Origin of the sequence: Dactylosporangium darangshiense (genome assembly GCF_039537565.1) — a bacterium.
GTDB classification, from domain to species: Bacteria; Actinomycetota; Actinomycetes; order Mycobacteriales; family Micromonosporaceae; genus Dactylosporangium; species Dactylosporangium darangshiense.
The window spans coordinates 445298-461753 of record NZ_BAABAT010000001.1; the positions used below are offsets into that span (position 1 = coordinate 445298).

16 protein-coding genes, 1 tRNA gene and 1 riboswitch are annotated in these 16456 nt (G+C 68.7%); of the genes, 4 read left to right on the forward strand and 13 right to left on the reverse strand.

From position 1 onward, the window contains the following. Positions 1 to 153: 153 nt before the first annotated feature. Complete coding sequence (locus tag ABD901_RS01940) at positions 154 to 2124, forward strand: DUF6311 domain-containing protein (protein WP_345120484.1); 1971 nt, start codon at positions 154 to 156, stop codon at positions 2122 to 2124. Here the strand turns inward: ABD901_RS01940 and ABD901_RS01945 are convergent. From ABD901_RS01945 to ABD901_RS01960, 4 genes are all read right to left on the reverse strand, one after another. Further along, entirely contained in the window at positions 2111 to 2914 is an 804-nt protein-coding gene (locus tag ABD901_RS01945; protein ID WP_345120487.1) for an alpha/beta fold hydrolase, read from the reverse strand. The genes ABD901_RS01940 and ABD901_RS01945 overlap by 14 nt on opposite strands. Continuing rightward, positions 2911 to 4116, reverse strand: a complete 1206-nt coding sequence (locus tag ABD901_RS01950) for an MFS transporter (protein ID WP_345120489.1) — start codon at positions 4114 to 4116, stop codon at positions 2911 to 2913. Before ABD901_RS01950 ends, ABD901_RS01945 begins: the two co-directional genes overlap by 4 nt. A gap of 4 nt (positions 4117 to 4120) precedes the next feature. Next, positions 4121 to 4654 (reverse strand): ArsR/SmtB family transcription factor, encoded by a 534-nt coding sequence (locus tag ABD901_RS01955; RefSeq protein WP_345120491.1) that lies wholly within the window; start codon positions 4652 to 4654, stop codon positions 4121 to 4123. Between the two features lie 120 nt (positions 4655 to 4774). Then, positions 4775 to 5152, reverse strand: a complete 378-nt coding sequence (locus tag ABD901_RS01960; protein ID WP_345120493.1) for a cupin domain-containing protein — start codon at positions 5150 to 5152, stop codon at positions 4775 to 4777. Positions 5153 to 5501: 349 nt separating this feature from the next. On the opposite strand from ABD901_RS01960, the gene ABD901_RS01965 reads away from it, so the two are divergent. Then, the gene (locus tag ABD901_RS01965; RefSeq protein ID WP_345120495.1) at positions 5502 to 5873 is read left to right on the forward strand and encodes a hypothetical protein; all 372 of its coding nucleotides are present in this window, start codon (positions 5502 to 5504) and stop codon (positions 5871 to 5873) included. Positions 5874 to 6053: 180 nt separating this feature from the next. On the opposite strand, the gene ABD901_RS01970 is transcribed toward ABD901_RS01965, so the two are convergent. From ABD901_RS01970 to ABD901_RS01980, 3 genes are all read right to left on the reverse strand, one after another. After that, positions 6054 to 6518 carry a hypothetical protein gene (locus tag ABD901_RS01970; RefSeq protein WP_345120497.1) on the reverse strand — a complete coding sequence of 155 codons (465 nt, stop codon included), beginning with the start codon at positions 6516 to 6518 and terminating at the stop codon, positions 6054 to 6056. A 618-nt stretch (positions 6519 to 7136) separates the two neighbouring features. Then, a tRNA-Gly gene (locus ABD901_RS01975) sits at positions 7137 to 7210 on the reverse strand. Between the two features lie 9 nt (positions 7211 to 7219). Next, positions 7220 to 7726 (reverse strand): pyridoxamine 5'-phosphate oxidase family protein, encoded by a 507-nt coding sequence (locus tag ABD901_RS01980; RefSeq protein ID WP_345120499.1) that lies wholly within the window; start codon positions 7724 to 7726, stop codon positions 7220 to 7222. 76 nt (positions 7727 to 7802) lie between these two features. Here ABD901_RS01980 and dcd point away from each other — a divergent pair, with 76 nt between their 5' ends. After that, entirely contained in the window at positions 7803 to 8381 is a 579-nt protein-coding gene (dcd, locus tag ABD901_RS01985) for a dCTP deaminase (protein WP_345120502.1), read from the forward strand. Between the two features lie 57 nt (positions 8382 to 8438). Here dcd and ABD901_RS01990 read toward each other — a convergent pair whose 3' ends face one another. The 6 genes from ABD901_RS01990 to ABD901_RS02015 all read right to left on the reverse strand — a co-directional run bounded on the left by ABD901_RS01990 (position 8439) and on the right by ABD901_RS02015 (position 15412). Further along, positions 8439 to 9434, reverse strand: a complete 996-nt coding sequence (locus ABD901_RS01990; RefSeq protein ID WP_345120504.1) for a C40 family peptidase — start codon at positions 9432 to 9434, stop codon at positions 8439 to 8441. Positions 9435 to 9445: 11 nt separating this feature from the next. Beyond that, positions 9446 to 9586, reverse strand: a riboswitch (cyclic di-AMP (ydaO/yuaA leader). Between the two features lie 374 nt (positions 9587 to 9960). Beyond that, positions 9961 to 10089 carry a hypothetical protein gene (locus ABD901_RS01995; RefSeq protein WP_345120506.1) on the reverse strand — a complete coding sequence of 43 codons (129 nt, stop codon included), beginning with the start codon at positions 10087 to 10089 and terminating at the stop codon, positions 9961 to 9963. A gap of 18 nt (positions 10090 to 10107) precedes the next feature. Beyond that, the gene (locus ABD901_RS02000) at positions 10108 to 11133 is read right to left on the reverse strand and encodes a hemolysin family protein (protein ID WP_345120508.1); all 1026 of its coding nucleotides are present in this window, start codon (positions 11131 to 11133) and stop codon (positions 10108 to 10110) included. Next, positions 11130 to 12455 carry a hemolysin family protein gene (locus ABD901_RS02005; protein ID WP_345121123.1) on the reverse strand — a complete coding sequence of 442 codons (1326 nt, stop codon included), beginning with the start codon at positions 12453 to 12455 and terminating at the stop codon, positions 11130 to 11132. Before ABD901_RS02005 ends, ABD901_RS02000 begins: the two co-directional genes overlap by 4 nt. Before the next feature lie 269 nt (positions 12456 to 12724). After that, positions 12725 to 14875 (reverse strand): (Fe-S)-binding protein, encoded by a 2151-nt coding sequence (locus ABD901_RS02010; RefSeq protein WP_345120510.1) that lies wholly within the window; start codon positions 14873 to 14875, stop codon positions 12725 to 12727. Between the two features lie 252 nt (positions 14876 to 15127). Then, on the reverse strand, positions 15128 to 15412 hold the full coding sequence (locus ABD901_RS02015) for a cell division protein CrgA (RefSeq protein ID WP_345120512.1): 285 nt from the start codon (positions 15410 to 15412) through the stop codon (positions 15128 to 15130). A gap of 130 nt (positions 15413 to 15542) precedes the next feature. Between ABD901_RS02015 and ABD901_RS02020 the strand changes: the two genes are divergently transcribed. Next, complete coding sequence (locus ABD901_RS02020) at positions 15543 to 16352, forward strand: DUF881 domain-containing protein (protein WP_345120514.1); 810 nt, start codon at positions 15543 to 15545, stop codon at positions 16350 to 16352. Positions 16353 to 16456: the final 104 nt, after the last annotated feature.

A 16456-nucleotide genomic window follows, 5' to 3' on the forward strand; every position in this document is an offset into this window, starting at 1 on the left:
CGTACCCATTTGCGGTCCTGCGGGTTTCCGTGTCCTGGCGCTCATGGCCGTCGGCGCCCTGGCCGCCTGCTCGCACGGCACCTCACCCGAGGGCGGACCGGCGACACTCACGGTGACCAGTACGGACTGACACACTCGCCTACACTCCACCGGGTGACGATCAGGGGGAAGTTCCCGGCCAGGACGGCTGACACGTTGGCGATCCTGAGCTTTGTCATCGGGGCGGTCTACGTGCTGAACGAGCTGTGGGCGGATCCCAACGGGCGCTACCTTGCGCTGAACTTCCAGGACAGCTTCACCTTCGAGTGGTTCCTCACCCACGCGACCGAGCTGTTCACGAAGGGTGAGACGCCGTTCTTCTCCTACGACGTGAACTACCCCATGGGCGTCAACCTCATGGCGAACACGTCCATCCTGACGCTGGCCCTTCCCCTGACGCCGGTCACGCTGTGGCTCGGCGCGGGCGTCACGTTCGCGATCATCTCCACGCTCGCCGTCGCCGGCACCGCCGTCGCCTGGTACTGGGTGCTCTCCCGCGACTTCGGCCGCTCCCGCCCGGCCGCCTACGTCGGCGCCGCGTTCCTCGGCTTCGCACCGGCGATCATGTCGCAGTTGGCCGGCCACCCGAACATCGCCGGGCAGGGCCTGATCCCGCTGATCGTCGCCGCGGTGTTCCGGATGCGCCACCCCGGCAGGACCTGGCGCCAGGGCCTGGTGCTGGCCGGCCTCGTGCTCGCGCAGGCGGGCATCAACGAGGAGATGCTGTTCTTCACCGCCATGGCCCTGTTCGTGTTCATCCTGGCCTACGTGCCGTGGCGGGACCTGCCGGGCTACGCGAAGGTCATGCTGCCCAAGTGCGGCGTGACGCTGCTGGTGGCGGGCGCGGTGCTGGCCTACCCGCTGTACTTCCAGTTCACCGGCCCGCAGGCCTACCACGGCCTCGACAGCGGTGTGCGCTCGATCAACCTGGACGTGCTGGGGTACACCACCTTCGGCCGCTACTCGATCGGCGGCGACGTCGCCGAGGCCGTGCGCGTCAACCGCGGCAACGCCAGCGAGGAGAACGGCTTCTTCGGCTGGCCGCTGTGCCTGGTGCTGGTGGCCGCCGCGATCGCCATGTGGCGCAGCCGGCTCTCCCGCGCGCTGTTCGTCACCGCGTTCTTCTTCGTGATCATGTCGTTCGGCGACACGCTGCGCATCGACGCCGTCGAGCACACCGACTGGCACGGCCCCTGGCACTGGCTCGCGCTGCTGCCGCTGTTCGACTCGGTCGTGCCGACCCGGCTCGGCCTGGTCGTCACCGCGGTCGCCGGCGTCACCATCGCCCTGATCATCGACCGCCTCATCGTCGACCGCCTGCGCCCCCCGCTCGACGCGACCGCCGCGGTGCCGGTCGAGGCCGAGATCCTCGAGGCCGACGACCCGCGGCTCGACCCCGTGCCCGCACTCGTCGGCTCCGGCCCGTCCGACGGCGAGTCGGCGACGGCCCGCCTCGACCCGCCGCCGGCACCGCCCCGCCGCTCGGCCGGCTCCGCCGACGACGAGCCGCTGCCCATCGAGCGCCCGGGCCTGGTGCCCGCGATCGCGTGGGTCGTCGCGCTCGCCTTGGCGCTCCTGCCGCTGGTGCCGACCCCGCAGCCGGCCGCCGAGCGCCCGCCGCTGCCGGCGATCTTCGCCAACGGCAACTGGCGCACCGAGCTGCCGCCCAACCCGGTCGTCACCGTCCTGCCGGGCGGCTGGGTCGACAACATCAAGCTGATGCGCCTGTCGACCGAGACCAACTACGAGGTGAAGTTCAACGGCGGGTACTTCCTCGGCCCCAACGACACCGTGCCGGAGGACAAGAACGCGCACTTCGGCCCGGGCGAGCGCCCGACCGTCGCGCTCATGGACCGCGTCCGCGGCCAGCTCGCCTCGCCGGACGTGACGGAGCAGCAGAAGGCCGACATGCGCGCCGACCTGCAGTTCTGGCAGGCGACGAACATCGTGATCGTGATCGCGTACCACAACAACGTCGACGTCATCCGCCGCACGATCGACAAGCTGGTCGCGCCGGAGGTCGGCCCCGGCCGGCTCGTCGGCGGCGTCTGGCTGTGGGACGTCCGCCCGATCAGCGGGGCCTGAGGATCAGCTCGGCGGCGAGCTCGGGGTGCATCTCCGGAATCCAGTGGTGCACCCCGCGCAGGATTTCGAAGGTGTACTGCCCGTCGACCCACGCCCCGCACATGCGCGCGAGCCGTTCGGTGACGTACCGGTCCTCGTCGCCCCACGCGAACAGCGTCGGCACGCTCACGCGCGGAAACGCGGCCGTCAGCCCCATCGCGCGGTACCAGTTCAGGGCCGAGTCCAGCTCGTGACGCCGCCCTCGCTCGGCGTAGCGGCGCGCGAACTCCTCGCCGAGCCCGCTGCGCCGCAGCGCACCGCCGATCCCGCGCCCCAGCACCCACTCGGGCACTTTCGGTAGCGAGAAGAGCCCGATGTACGCCGACCGCCACAGCTGCGCACTGCGCAACGCCGACGGCGCCCACGCCCCGCGGTGCGGGACGGACAGCGCGGTCAGCGTCCGCACCCGTTCGGGAAACAGCCCCGCGACGTGGAACGCGAGCGCGGCGCCCCAGTCGTGCCCGGCCAGGTCGAACCGCTCCAGCCCCGCCTGGTCGGCCAGGGCGATGACGTCGCCGGCGAGCAGATCCAGCGCGTACGGCCTCCTTCCGCGCGGCCGCGCCCCCGGCGAGTAGCCGCGCAGATCGGGCGCGAGCACGCGCCTGCCGCGCTCGACGAGCAGTGGCACGACGCCCGCCCAGGCCGTGCGGTCCTGCGGAAACCCGTGCAACAGCACGACTCCGGGCGCCTGCGGTTCCCCGGCGTCGTCGACGTCGAACTCGAGCCCGTCGTTGACGAATCGCGTGATCAAGCCTCGGCCTCCACGAGCTTGCGCTGCGTTGTCAGCAGCAGGAGTACCAGACCACCGGCGAGGCAGTACTGCGCACCTTGGGCGGCGATCACCGGCACGATACCGAGCTGGTCCCCGAGCACGCCCGCCGCGAGCGCGCCGACCAGCATCGCCCCGGCTTCGAGCGCACTGAATACTCCGAAGAGCCGCCCACGGTACGCGTCGTCGCTGTGCGTCTGGAACAACGTCAACAGCCCGGCAAGCATGAACGCCCCCGGCAACCCGACGACCAGCATGATCGGCAATGCGGGCCACCACGCGTCGAACACCAGCGGATACAGGAAGAGAAGCAGGTCCAACCCCCCGAACGCCAGCGCCCCGTATCCGACGAGCCGCCGAGGCGAGACCCGGTGCCCGAACGCCGCCGCCGCGAGCCCTCCGGCGATCCCCCCACCGGCCTGCACCGCCATGATCAGCCCGTACACCGCGGCATCGGCATGCAGCACGCCCCGCACGAACGGCGCCATGAGACTGCCCATGACCGCCTCCCCGACCCCGGTCATGACGACGAAGAGCAGGACGACCCGCAGCGTCGGCTCCCGGACGGCAACCCGCGCCCCATCGGCCCATTCCCGCAGCAGGTGCGGCTTCTCCTGACGTTGCCCATGCCCGGTAGGCGTCCGGATGAGCAGCAGTGTGCCCGCCGCCAGCCCGAAGCTGACCATGTCCACGACCGCCAGCAGCGAGATGCCGCCGAGCCCGGCAACAACACCGCCCACGGCGGCCCCGACCAGCCGCGCCACGTCCCTGACCTGCCCGTTGAACGCATTGGCCGCCACGAGATCGCGCTCGTCGACGAGCCGCGGGATGACGGCGGCTTCCGCCGCGATGAAGAACTGCCCGAGCCCGCTCTGCACCGCCGTGACCAGGTACACGATCCAGACATCCCCACGGTCCTGCACTCCCAGCAGTGGCAACAGCCCCACCGCGAGCAGCAGGTTGGTCACGACCATGACCCGCCGCCGCTCCCACCGGTCGACGAACACGCCGGCGATCGACCCGAGCACGAACTGCGGCACCAGCGAGGCCAGCAGCGCCCCCGCCGAGGCCAGCGTCGACCCGGTCAACTCGTAGACCGCGTAGGTCAGCCCGACCCGCATGATCCAGTCCCCGGTCAGCGAGACGAGCCCCGCGCCGAGCAACAGCCGGAAGTCGCGCGTCATCGCCTCATCCCCCCGACGCGGTCGCCTCGAGCGGCGTACAGATGATCGTCAGATCCACGGGCCGGGCCCCGGCGGGTCGCGCGGCGGCGTCCCCGATCGGCCGCCGCGCAACCAGCGGCTCGATCACCGCATCCAGCGCACGCCGCAGCTCGACCATCTCGTCGGCCGTGAGGTACACGAGGCTCTGCCCGATCCCGGTGTTCTCCCGCCACACGGCGTCCTCGCCGCCGCGCCGCCGCTGCCAGTCCACCAGCTGCCCGATCGCTCGCTGCGCGATCAACTGCTCGAGCGCATCGGCCCCCGCGCCGGCCTCCCACGAGTACGAGGTGGTGGTGACCCGCCACGGCCGCTCGCGGTTGTCCGCGGCCGGCGCCTGCTCGACAAACCCGTACTTGGCCAGCTGCCGCAGATGATGCGAGGCCAGCGCCTGACTGACGCCCAGCTCCCGGGCCGCCTGCGCGGCGGTGAGGGCCCCTTCCCGCCCGACAAGCTCCCGCAGCTTCAACCGCAACGGATGCGCCAGCGCCCGAATGGCCACCGGATCATCCACAACAAGCCTCGTGGACTCACCCGAACCAGACTCCAAAGACATGCTTGGAGTCTCACGCCTTTCGATGGACGATGTCAAGCACTTACTTGGAATACGCTCCGAACGCCACTACCGTCGCGGATCGTCCTCCGGGTCCACGTACTCGAGCCCGAGCGGCCCCATCGCCATGACCTGGGTGACGTACTCGCCGGACTTCGCCCAGTGAAAGTGCGGCGTGCCGCCGGGCAGCACGACGACGGCACCGGGCGGATACGCCTCCAGCTTCTCGCCGTCGAACCGTTCACCCAGCCCGACGTAGAAGACGCCAGACATGACTGTGTAAACGCGATCCTCCGGATGCCGATGGGGCATGAGCTTCACCCCGGACGGCACCTTGACCCGGATGACGTAAAGCTCGGCCTCGGTAGGCCGCCCCACCACGACGGCCAGGCGAGCCTCCGGCGGAAACGCCGGGAACGGCTCCCAGCCGACGTCCTCCGGCAGCACCGCCCTGAAGGCGCCCAGGTCCGGCTGGTGGGTACGCGTCGCCGCGGCCCGAACATGCGTTCTTTAGCTCATCGAGCATCAACAACTGGCAGACTCGCGATATACATCACTACCTTATCTTCCGAAATGGACGATCTCGGCTACTGTCAGGCGATGCCGTTCCGATTCATGACAGGCGAACGATTGGAGAACTCTCCGACCTTGCCATTGAGATCGATCCGCGATTCTGGACTCGACGGCAACGCGACGGAGTGGCGTATATCGGGCGGTAGACGACCTTTACCGCGGCTACATGAGGCATTCTATCGGTACTGCAAGGACGGACAGTCGGGGTCGTACATACCAAAAGATGTTTGAAGCGGTCTCGTTCTTCCGTCGCTCACACCAGGGTCGCAGCGATGACTGGGCCGCAGTGATTAGCCTCGCCACCGCGTTCGAAATGCTATTGACTGATTCGTACGAACCAAATGTTGCCAAACGCCTCCGAAAGCGGACCCAAGCGCTGCTTAGGGGGATTCGCGGAACGGCGCTGATGCAACAATCTGTCGAGGACCTCTATTATGCCCGCAGCGCCACTGTTCACTCCGGAGAGCCGCAAAATATCGACCTAAGCACTGCTCGACGGGCCTTCGTGCTGGCATTTCAGGAGATCATGCAACGGATGCCGACGCTCCGTGCCGGAGAAGAAAAGCCGCTCGCGTTCCTAACAGGTATTCGCTAGTCGTTAGTCTGCGAACTCCACGCATCGGTCTCCGGCGTTGCTGGCCCAGGCGCTGCGGCTCGTGACGGCCCGTTCGGTGTCGCGGTTCGGCGCAACGCGCGCATCCCAGCACCAGCCGGAGCGGCTGACGGCGGCGCCGTGCCGTGTGAAGACCTTTGCAACTAGCACCATCGTGAAGGCTCAGAACGGGGGCTCGTCGTCAAAGGCGGACCTGCCTGGGGTAGCCGCTGCCCACGGGTCCTCGTTCCTTGCCTGTCGGCGGGCTTGCGGTCCAGGCACGTCAGGGTCTTCCTCGATCGCCTCTGACCAAGCACGTCTGGTGGCGTCCAAGTTGGTGAACGGGTCACCCATGCTGTCGGGGTAACGCTCCTCGCCCGGCTCCATGGTCGATGTGGCGTAGAACGCCAATGCGATTGCTTCGACAGTGTGCCAACGCGGAGGCACGTGGCCGCGCAAGATCCGCCGGATGGTCTCGGTACTCGCCGTGCCCTTCAACTCGTCGTTGGCTCGAATCCACTCTTCGACCTCCCGCAACGCCGGGCTTCCGGCCGCGCGGTACAACATGAACATCTCTTCCATGAAAGCCCGGCGCTTAGTTCCCGCCGGCACGACGTCGTGGCGTGGCATCCGGATGACCTTCGGCATGGCGAGTCCTCGTGCAGCAGGAGAGGAGGCAGACGAAAACACTTGAAGACCCGTAATAACACACGATGACAATGGATGCCACGTGTAGACGCCGCTCACCGCCCCGTTCCCCCAGGTCAACAAGGATGCGCAACCACTCTGGCCAGCCTCGACACTGGATCCCGTCGCCCTGGGGGCGAGGCCGGCAGCCGCGTGGGTGCCGGGGGCAGCCGGAAGGAAGAACATGCGGTCACCGTTCCTCTGGACTAGCGCCGCGGTCGCAGCGTTCGCACCCGCGTCTACGCCCTGGTTTGTTTGGGCACTTCTGACGGTGGCTGCTCTTGCAACGGCGGTGACAGGCAGCATTCTGGACTATCGGCTTCGGCGGCACGCACTTGCGAAGGTGCCGGCACAGCGTGTGGTGGACGTGCTCAACGCCGGCTCGGTTCGCCGTGGCGTCCGCCCGGAGTGAGCACGGCGGTCGAGGCTTAGCCCGAGTGGCTCCGGCATCAGCCGGGCGGCGCCGGACGGGCTGCCTCTACCGAGCTAATGGCACGCTAATGGCACGAAGCCGGTGGCGAGTGCCCTGAGACGCGAACGGCCCTGGCTGGACGTCTGTCCTGACCAGGGCCTGAGCGTTGGAGCGGGTGAAGGGAATCGAACCCTCACTGTCAGCTTGGGAAGCTGATGTTCTGCCATTGAACTACACCCGCGAGCGACGCCTACTGTACCGAATCCAAGGGCTTCGTGCACGGATCATTCTCACGTGCCTTCGGGACGGGGCGCGCGCGGTCGCGCCACACCGTCCGTGTTGACACCTTCGAGGTCTCGTGGCGGACCACCATCGCCACGCTGACCGACAGCTCGTAGATGCGCCAGTCCACGCCGGCGGCGGCGCGCATCAGGGTGGCCAGGTGTGCCGTCAGGGCGGGGTCGGTGACCGGGGTGGCTGTACCGGAGAGGTACGCCTCGTCGTCCGCGTCCGTGGACGGGAAGCTGTGCAGCGAGTAGCGGCCGTCCCGGTCCAGGTCGTGGCGCTTCGGGGACGGCAGGACGAAGCAGAAGAGGCCGGCGTCGGTGATGACCGGGGAGACGGGGTGGATGCGGGGGCCGCCGTCGGGGCGGACGGTTGCCAGGTAGCCCAGGCCGGGGCCGTACTGGCAGACGAGCGTGCGAATGTCCGCCGCCAGCTCGGGCTCGGCGGCGGCGAAATCTGCCCACGATGCCATGACGACAACGGTACTCGAACACGCGTTCTAACATGCCGCGATTACGCCAAACCGGGCCGCAACGTAACCTCAGGGGGTGCTGCTATCCGACCGTGACCTCGCCAAAGAACTCGAAGGCGGCCAGCTGCGCCTCGAACCGTTCGATCAGGCGCTGGTGCAACCGTCCAGCATCGACGTGCGGCTCGACCGGTGGTTCCGGGTGTTCAACAACCATCTGTACACCCACATCGATCCCGCCATTCAGCAGGACGAGCTCACGTCCATGGTCGAGGTCGACGACGGGGAGCCGTTCGTGCTGCACCCGGGGGAGTTCGTGCTCGCCTCGACGCTCGAGGTGATCACGCTCGGGGATCAGCTGGCGGGGCGGCTCGAAGGGAAGTCCAGCCTCGGGCGGCTCGGGCTGCTGACGCATTCGACCGCCGGCTTCATCGACCCCGGCTTCTCCGGGCACGTGACGCTCGAGCTGTCCAACGTGGCCAACCTGCCGATCCGGCTCTGGCCGGGGATGAAGATCGGGCAGCTGTGCATCTTCCGGCTGTCCTCGCCGTCCGAGCACCCATACGGATCGGCGGTCTACGGCTCGCGGTACCAAGGCCAGCGCGGTCCCACGCCGAGCCGCTCCTGGCAGAACTGGCGCACCTGGTCGACAAAGTAAGAAGTAGGTCGACAAAGTAAGAAGGGCGGGCCTGCAAACCAGGCCCGCCCTTCGAAGCTATGCGACTCTTCCGTACCCGGATATTGGCTCGGAGTCGATCTTTTTCATCTGCACCGGTTCACTTGGGTTCGGTGCATGGACCATCCATCCGCCGCCGACGTACAGCCCGACATGATGGAAGTCGCTGTAGAAGAACACCAGGTCGCCGGCCTTGAGGTTGGCCCGCGAGACGCGGCTGGTGTCGTCGTACTGCCACTTGGTGTAGTGCCGCAGCGTGTACCCCGCCTGCTTCCAGGCGTAGAGGGTGAGGCCCGAGCAGTCGAACGTGTTCGGGCCCTCGGTGGCCCACACGTACTTCTTGCCGATCTGCTGGCAGGCGATCTTCGCGGCCGTGGTGCCGGGGCCGCCGGTGTACTCGTACGGGCACGCGACAGGCCGCAGGTTCCCGGTGCCGCCGCTGGAGCCGTACGCCTTCAGGCGCATGTCCTGCAGCGACTTGATCTCGCCGTTGATCTGCGTCTCCTGGGCGGCCAGCGCGGCCTCCTGCTCGGCCTGCTTGGCGACGAGCTCGTCGATCGGGGCCTTCTGCGCGTCGTATTCCTTCTTCGACGCGAGGACGTCCTTGATCTTGATCTGCTCGTCCTTCGCCAGCATGTTCAGCATCGTCATCTGGTCGATGAACGTGTCCGGGGAGCCGGTGGTGAGCATGGCGTCGAGCTTGGAGACATTGCCGGTCTTGTACTGCCGGATGGCGAAGGCGCTCACTCGGTCGAAGGCGGCGTCGACCTGGGATCGCAGCGGGGCGATCTGGTCCTCGAGCTTCTTCTGCTTGGTCTTGTTGTTGGCGAGCTCGATCTTGAGCTGGTTGTGCTGCTCGATGATCGGCTCGATCTGGTTCCACTTCTCGTCGATCTGCTTCTCAATATCGCCCGGCGTCGGGTCCGCGTGCGCGTTCCCGGTGATGCCGACGACGAGGGACAGACCGCCGAGGGTGGCAACGAGGAGCCGTACCAGACGACTGGGCCGCCTCGTCCACCTCAGATGGGTCTCCACCGAGGAGTTACTCCTTCTTCCATGGCCGCCTACCGGGTTAGCTGACGGGTTCGGACGGGAAGGTCGCCCTACCGCGCACGCAGATCTCGCGGATTCACCCCGATTGAGCTGGTTGGGTCCCCGGCTCGGTTTCGACTCGGCGGTGCCGCCTGGCGCGCCCGTGGCAGGCGCGGACATCCAGCCGACGAGAATTCACGTTAAGGGGAGTGCGTTCCCAGGTTCAAGCCACGACACGATTCTTGTCCGATTTGTTCCGAAAGGTCACGTGAATCGAGTGACGAACACATCATCGATTACACCGATGAACGAGTCGTTGTTCACGCTCGTTCCCTTGCCGCCAATACACAGCGGGTCGTCGTTCACTATCGACAGTGACGAAGAAATCGCGGTGCGTCCGCCTCGACCCCGGACGCGGCCACCGTGAGCAGCGCGTTACCCCGCGTGCACGCTATCCGGCGCCACCGCGAGTCAGCGACGGTCCGCGATGCCGGCGCTACATAAATGGTAGGAGAAACGGTTCCGACAATCACGCAACCGGGCGCTCGGACACGCCGTCGACCTGCAGTTCGAACTGACCGTCACCGACCGGGAACCCTTTTTCCACGACATTGGCGCCCTTGGAAATCTCATCGGGGCCGCGCAACGTGTCCGACAACTGAATGTCCGAATGCCCTCAGGCCGGCTGCGTCACGGGCGGTCCGCCGACGACCGCCGTCAGCACGTCGTCGAGGGTCACCACGCCCAGGGGCACGCGCCCGTCGCTCACGAGCACGATGTGCTGGCGCTCGCGGCGCATGGCCAGCAGCAGCTCGGCCAGGGTGCGGGTCGGCGGCACGATGCCCAGCGGGCGGATCAGCTCGGCCGGGATCGGGGCGCGCCGCTGCGGCCCGACGAAGCCCAGCACGTCCTTGACGTGCACGAACCCGAGCACCCGGCGGCTGGCCCGCTCCACGACCGGGAACCGCGAGCGCCCGGTCCGGGTTGCCAGGACCTCGAGCGAGGCCGGCGAGACGTCCTCGGCGACCGTGGTGATCTCCGACCAGGGCCGCAGCGCGTCACGGGCGCTGCGCTGCGACAGCGCCAGGGCGCCGGTGATCCGGGCGTGCTCCTCGGGCGCGAGCAGACCCTCGGTGGTCGCCTGCGCGGCCAGGCCCGCGAGCTCCTCGGCGGTGAAGACGGTCTTGACCGAGCCGGTCGCCTCGATGCGCCACAGCGACAGGATCGTGCGGGAGGCCCACTTCATGGCGACGAGGACGGGCTTGGTGCCCATGCAGAACGCGTACATCGGCGGGCCGAGCCACAGCACCGCCCGCTCCGGCGAGGCCAGCGTGAGGTTCTTCGGCACCATCTCGCCGACCACGGTGTGCGCGAACACGACCGCGCCGAGCGCCAGGCCGAAGGCGACCGGGTGGACGAGCCGCTCCGGCACGTGCAGCGCCTCGAACGGGCCCTGCAGGCCGTGCGCCAGGGCCGGCTCGGCGAGCGCGCCGAGGCCCAGGGTGCAGATCGTGACGCCCAGCTGGGCGCCGGCGATCATGAGCGGGATCTCGTTCATGGCGCGCAGCGCGGTCCGGGCGCGGCGAGACGTGGCGGCCATCGGCTCGATGACCGTGTGGCGCGAGGCGATCAGGGAGAACTCGCCGGCGACGAAGAACGCGTTGCCGAGCAGCAGCACGATGGTGACGATCAGCTCGGTCATTCGGCCGGCACCTCCGGGCGCATGACGCGCACCTGCTCGATGCGGCGCCGGTCGACCTCGACCACCGTGAACTCCCAGCCGTCCTCGTTCCAGGTCTCGCCGACGGTCGGGATGTGCCCCAGCCGCGCCATCAGGAAGCCGGCGAGCGTCTCGTAGGGCCCGGGCGGCACGTGGAAGCCGGTGACCTCGGCCAGCTCGTCCTCGCGCAGCACGCCGTCGACGAGCACGGTCCGCTCGGCGCCGGGCACGGTGAGGTCGGGCATGCCGTGCGCGGTGGTCGGCTCCTCCTCGACGTCGTGCTCGTCGGCGATCTCGCCGACCAGCTCCTCGACGAGGTCCTCGACGGTCACGACGCCGTCGGTGCCGCCGTACTCGTCGACCACGATCGCCACGTCGGAGTTGCCCTTGCGCAGCGCCTCGAGCACGCCGTCGAGGTCGAGGCTCTCGGGCACGAACACGGGCTCGCGGGCGACGGCGGAGACCTTGGTGGTGGGCCGGCGCACCGGCGGCACGCCGAGCGCGTCGGTGACGGTGACGACGCCGGTGACCTGGTCGAGCGTCTGCACGTAGATCGGGAAGCGGCTGTAGCCGGTCTGCACCGAGGTCGCCAGCAGGTCGGCGACGGTGGCGTCGGCACGCAGTGAGATGACGTCGACACGCGGCGTCATCGCCTCGGCGGCCCGCTTGTCACCGAAGCGGATCGTGCGCTGCAGCAGCACCGCGGTCTCCTTCGGCAGCGCGCCGGCCCGCGCGGAGATCGCGGCGAGCAGCCCGAGCTCCTCGGGCGAGCGGGCGCTGGCCAGCTCCTCCTGCGGCTCGACGCCGAAGCGGCGCACGACCCAGTTGGCGGTGCCGTTGAGCAGCGTGATCAGCCACGAGAAGAACCGCGAGAACATGCGCTGCGGCCCGGCGGTGGCGCGGGCGAGCGGCATCGGCCGGGCCAGCGCGGCGTTCTTCGGCACCAGCTCGCCGAAGAGCATCGACAGCAGCGTGGCGATGATCAGGCCGATGACGTGCGCGGCGCCCTTGGTCACCGAGCCGAACACCGGGTGGATCAGCGGCTCGACCAGCCGCGACAGCGCGGGCTCGGCCAGGTAGCCGGTCAGCAGCCCGGCGAGGGTGATGCCGAGCTGGGCGCCGGAGAGCTGGAACGACAGCTCGCGCAGCGCCTGCCGGACGGTCCGGGCCTTGCGGTCGCCCGCGTTGGCCTGCTGCTCGATCTCGGCGCGGTCGACGGTGACGAGCGAGAACTCGGCGGCGACGAAGGCCGCGTTCGCCGCGGTGAGCAGCGCGAACGCCAGTAGGGGCAACAGTGTGGTCAACACGCTCGCGCGATGGTCCTCTCAGGTGTGCCCTGATTGTTCCACGTGAACCCAAAAACCTCCCAAGCCGCCCACCGGTCAGGACTTTCGTCCGGAGTCGAACGAGCCATGCATCGAAAAGCCAATGCATGGCTCGGGTCCGTTCAAGTTACGACCGTTGTTCCCACCAGCGCCGGGTCTGGGTCGATCTACGCGAAGCTCATCGAGCCAGACTTGGCGAACCGGTCGGCGCCGGGGCGCCTCCCTGCCACGTCCGCGGTGCCAAGGTCCTACTTTCCGACCGCCTTGAGCAGGACGGAGGCCACGTCCACGACCTCGACGTCGTCCGGCGCCGCGCCCGCGGACTTCTTCCCCGTCACGCCGTCGCCGAGCATCGTCAGGCAGAAGGGGCACGCCACCGCGACCGTCTTGGCGCCGGTCGACAGCGCCTCCTCGACCCGCTCGACGTTGATCCGCTTGCCGATGCGCTCCTCCATCCACATGCGCGCGCCGCCGGCGCCGCAGCAGAAGGAGCGCTCCGCGAACCGGTCCATCTCCACCAGGCCGCCGCCGTCGTCCTTGGCCTTGCCGGTCACGGCGCCGAGCACCTCGCGCGGCGGGGCGAACACCCGGTTGTGCCGGCCCAGGTAGCACGGGTCGTGGTAGGTGACCGACCCGTCCAGCGGCTGGACGGGCGTGAGCTTGCCGGAGGACACGAGCTGCGCGAGCAGCTGAGTGTGGTGAATGACCTCGTAGTGCCCGCCGAGCTGCCCGTACTCGTTCGACAGCGTGTTGAAGCAGTGCGGGCAGGTCGCCACGATCCGCTTCACGCCGGCCTCGTTGAGGGTCTCCACGTTCTGCTGCGCCAGCATCTGGAAGACGAACTCGTTGCCGATGCGCCGGGCCGGGTCGCCGGTGCAGGTCTCGCCCTGGCCGAGGATGGCGAACTTGACGCCGGCCTCGTGCAGCAGCGTGGCGACGGCCCGCGTGGTCTTCTTGGCGCGGTCCTCGAAGGCGCCCGCGCAGCCGACCCAGAACAGGTACTCGAAGTCGCCCTCGGACAGCTCCGCGACGTTGGGCACCTCGAAGCCGAGCCCCTTGGTCCAGTCGTCGCGGGTGGACTGCGCCGCGCCCCACGGGTTGCCCTTGTTCTCGAGGTTGCGCAGCATGACGCCGGCCTCGGTCGGGAAGTTCGACTCGATGAGCACCTGGTAGCGGCGCATGTCCACGATGTGGTCGACGTGCTCGATGTCGACCGGGCACTGCTCGACGCACGCACCGCAGGTGGTGCACGACCACAGCACGTCGGGGTCGATGACGCCGAGCTCGTCGGCGCCGCCGATCAGCGGCCGGTCCTTCTCGGCCAGGGCGAGCACGTCGACCTTCGCCAGGGCCTCCTCGGTGGCCTTGTCGCCGCCGGCGAGCAGGTAGGGCGCCTTGGCGTAGGCGTGGTCGCGCAGGTTGAGGATGAGCAGCTTCGGCGACAGCGGCTTGCCGGTGTTCCAGGCCGGGCACTGCGACTGGCACCGCCCGCACTCGGTGCAGGTCGTGAAGTCGAGCATGCCCTTCCAGCTGAACTGCTCGACGGTGGCGACGCCGAACTGGTCCTTCTCCGGGTCGGCCTCCTCGAAGTCCAGCGGCTTGCCCTCGCTGGTCATCGGGCGCAGCGCGCCGAGGCCCGAGCCCTTCTGGCCCGGTGCGCGCTTGAAGTAGATGTTGAAGAACGCGAGGAACCGGTGCCAGGCCACGCCCATCGTCACGTTGCTGGCGATCACGATGACCCAGGCCATCGACACGACGATCTTGAGCATCGCGATCAGGCTGACCGCGGCGTTCCAGTGCGGCAGGACCGAGCCGAGCGCGTGGCTCACGGGCGCGGCCCAGACCGGCCATTCGAGCTCGTCGTTGGCGGCCTTGAAGCCGCGGATGAAGAAGCCGCAGAGCAGGACGGCGAGGATCGTGTACTCGACGTAGTACGCCTGCCACATCGTCGAGCCGGTGAAGCGGGACCGCCGGTTGGGGTTGCTCGGCAGGTTGCGCAGCCGAATGCCCATGAGCACCAGGATGCCGATGAAGCCCAGCACCCCGATCCACTCGGTGACCAGGCCGTAGACGTCCCAGCCGCCGATCAGCGGCAGGCCGTTGCCGGGCTTGACGACCTCGAAGTACGCCTCGAGCACCAGCGAGGAGAGCGCGATGAACGCGATCATCACGAACCAGTGCGCGGCGCCGACGACGGTCCAGCGCAGCATGCGGGTGTGCCCGAGCGTCTCGGCGAGCATCGTGCGCAGGCGCAGGCCACGATCGCCGGAGCGGGTCGGGTCGGGCTGACCCAGCCGCACCACGGCGAGCATCCGTCGCACGGTACGCACGACCAAGGCCACCGCGACGATGGTGATCGCCGCCGCGACGCTGGTCGCGACGATCTGCACTGCACCCATGCCGAAGCCTCCCACGGTCCCGGGCCTCCAACTCCTGTGGAGACCTTAGTCCCCCTTGTTACCCGTGGGTAACGTGAAGTTGGTCGCAGCAAACGCTAGGCCACCGAACACACGGGCACCGCAACTTGTGACAAGTTCGCGCAGGACGAGCGCCACGACGAGCGTGAGCGCCGCCCCGACGATGTGTCACACGACGGTGAGCGACAAAGCGCAGCCCCCTCGCGGGCGCGAGGGGGCGAACTGCTCAGCGTCTCAGCGCCACTTGGAGAACACGGCGAGCGACGCCACCAGGAACCCGAAGCCGATCGCCAGGTTCCAATACCGCAGATCGGCGAGCGTCGAAAGCCAGTTGACGTCGAAGAACCCCTGCGTCAGGTAGTACGTCACGAGCCAGGCAATGCCGATCACCACGAACGCCACTGCCATCGCCGGCACCCAGACCGGGCTCGGGCGACGCCTGGCTGCGGCGGTCTCCTGCGGGCGGAGTTCCGCCGGCGCGGTGTAGACCTTCTTCTTACGTACTGTCGACTTCGGCACGGCGCTCTCCTGGAGGGGTCGTCTGGCCAACACTATCCACGTGACGCCGCCACCTCCGCCAGCGCCGGCCTGAATAATGTTCTCCGACTAGCGTAGTCAAGTCGGTACGCGACTGTGAGAAGGGGGCGTGGTGGAGTACACATCAGGTGGCTCTTCCTGGTCTCGCGCCCTCCGCCGACTCGGTCGAGCTATGCTGCCACGCCGTCACCCGCAGCGGAGTTTTGCCTGGTCAGTGCTGACGCCGGCGGTCCTGGCGGTGGCCGGGATGCTGTTCTCCCTCAGCGCCGCGACCGCAAAGGGCACCGACCTTCGCGACGACCGCCGCCCGGAACTGACCAACCTGATCAGCGAGCGCAAGCGCGAGGTCGCCGATTCCCGGGACCGGGCCAGCCGGCTCCGCGCCGAGATCGACGCGCAACAGCGGGCCCAGGCCGGCGCCGACGGCCAGGTGGACCAGCAGCGCCGCCGCGGCGACCAGGAGCAGGCCGCCGCCGGGCTGACCGCCGTGCACGGCCCCGGCGTCGTGGTCGTGCTCAACGACGCCCCGCGGCGCGCCGACGGCACCCGCCCGGCCGGCGCCACCGTCGATGACCTGGTCGTTCACCAGCAGGACGTGCAGGCCGTGGTGAACGCTTTGTGGGCCGGCGGCGCGGAGGCGATGACGCTGATGGGCGTCCGGGTGATCTCGACGAGCGCGGTACGCTGCGTGGGCAACACGCTGTTGCTCGACGGCCAGGTCTACTCGCCCCCGTTCGAGATCGCCGCCATCGGCGACCAGGCGAGACTCGAGCGCGCGCTCGGCGTGTCCGAGGGGGTTCGGTTGTTCAGCGAGGCCGCCGGGACCTTCGGGCTCGGCTACGAGGTCAGGTGGGAGGGCGACGTGCAGGCCAGGGCATACGACGGCTCGACCGCGCTGCGCGCGGCCCGGACCGGGTCCTGAGCCGGGGTAGCGCCGCGATGGACCACCACCGGCCCCGCCACCGCGCTCTCGACCAGGACGACATCGCCACCACCGTCATGCCGCGCATCGATCCCGACGCGCCG

Coding starts and splice junctions, on each gene's coding strand:
- ABD901_RS01950 (WP_345120489.1), bottom strand. CDS start 4,116: ATGACGCGCGACTTCCGGCTGTTGCTCGGCGCGGGGCTCGTCTCGCTG.
- ABD901_RS01965 (WP_345120495.1), top strand. CDS start 5,502: ATGTTTGAAGCGGTCTCGTTCTTCCGTCGCTCACACCAGGGTCGCAGC.
- ABD901_RS01970 (WP_345120497.1), bottom strand. CDS start 6,518: ATGCCGAAGGTCATCCGGATGCCACGCCACGACGTCGTGCCGGCGGGA.
- ABD901_RS01980 (WP_345120499.1), bottom strand. CDS start 7,726: ATGGCATCGTGGGCAGATTTCGCCGCCGCCGAGCCCGAGCTGGCGGCG.
- ABD901_RS02000 (WP_345120508.1), bottom strand. CDS start 11,133: ATGACCGAGCTGATCGTCACCATCGTGCTGCTGCTCGGCAACGCGTTC.
- ABD901_RS02010 (WP_345120510.1), bottom strand. CDS start 14,875: ATGGGTGCAGTGCAGATCGTCGCGACCAGCGTCGCGGCGGCGATCACC.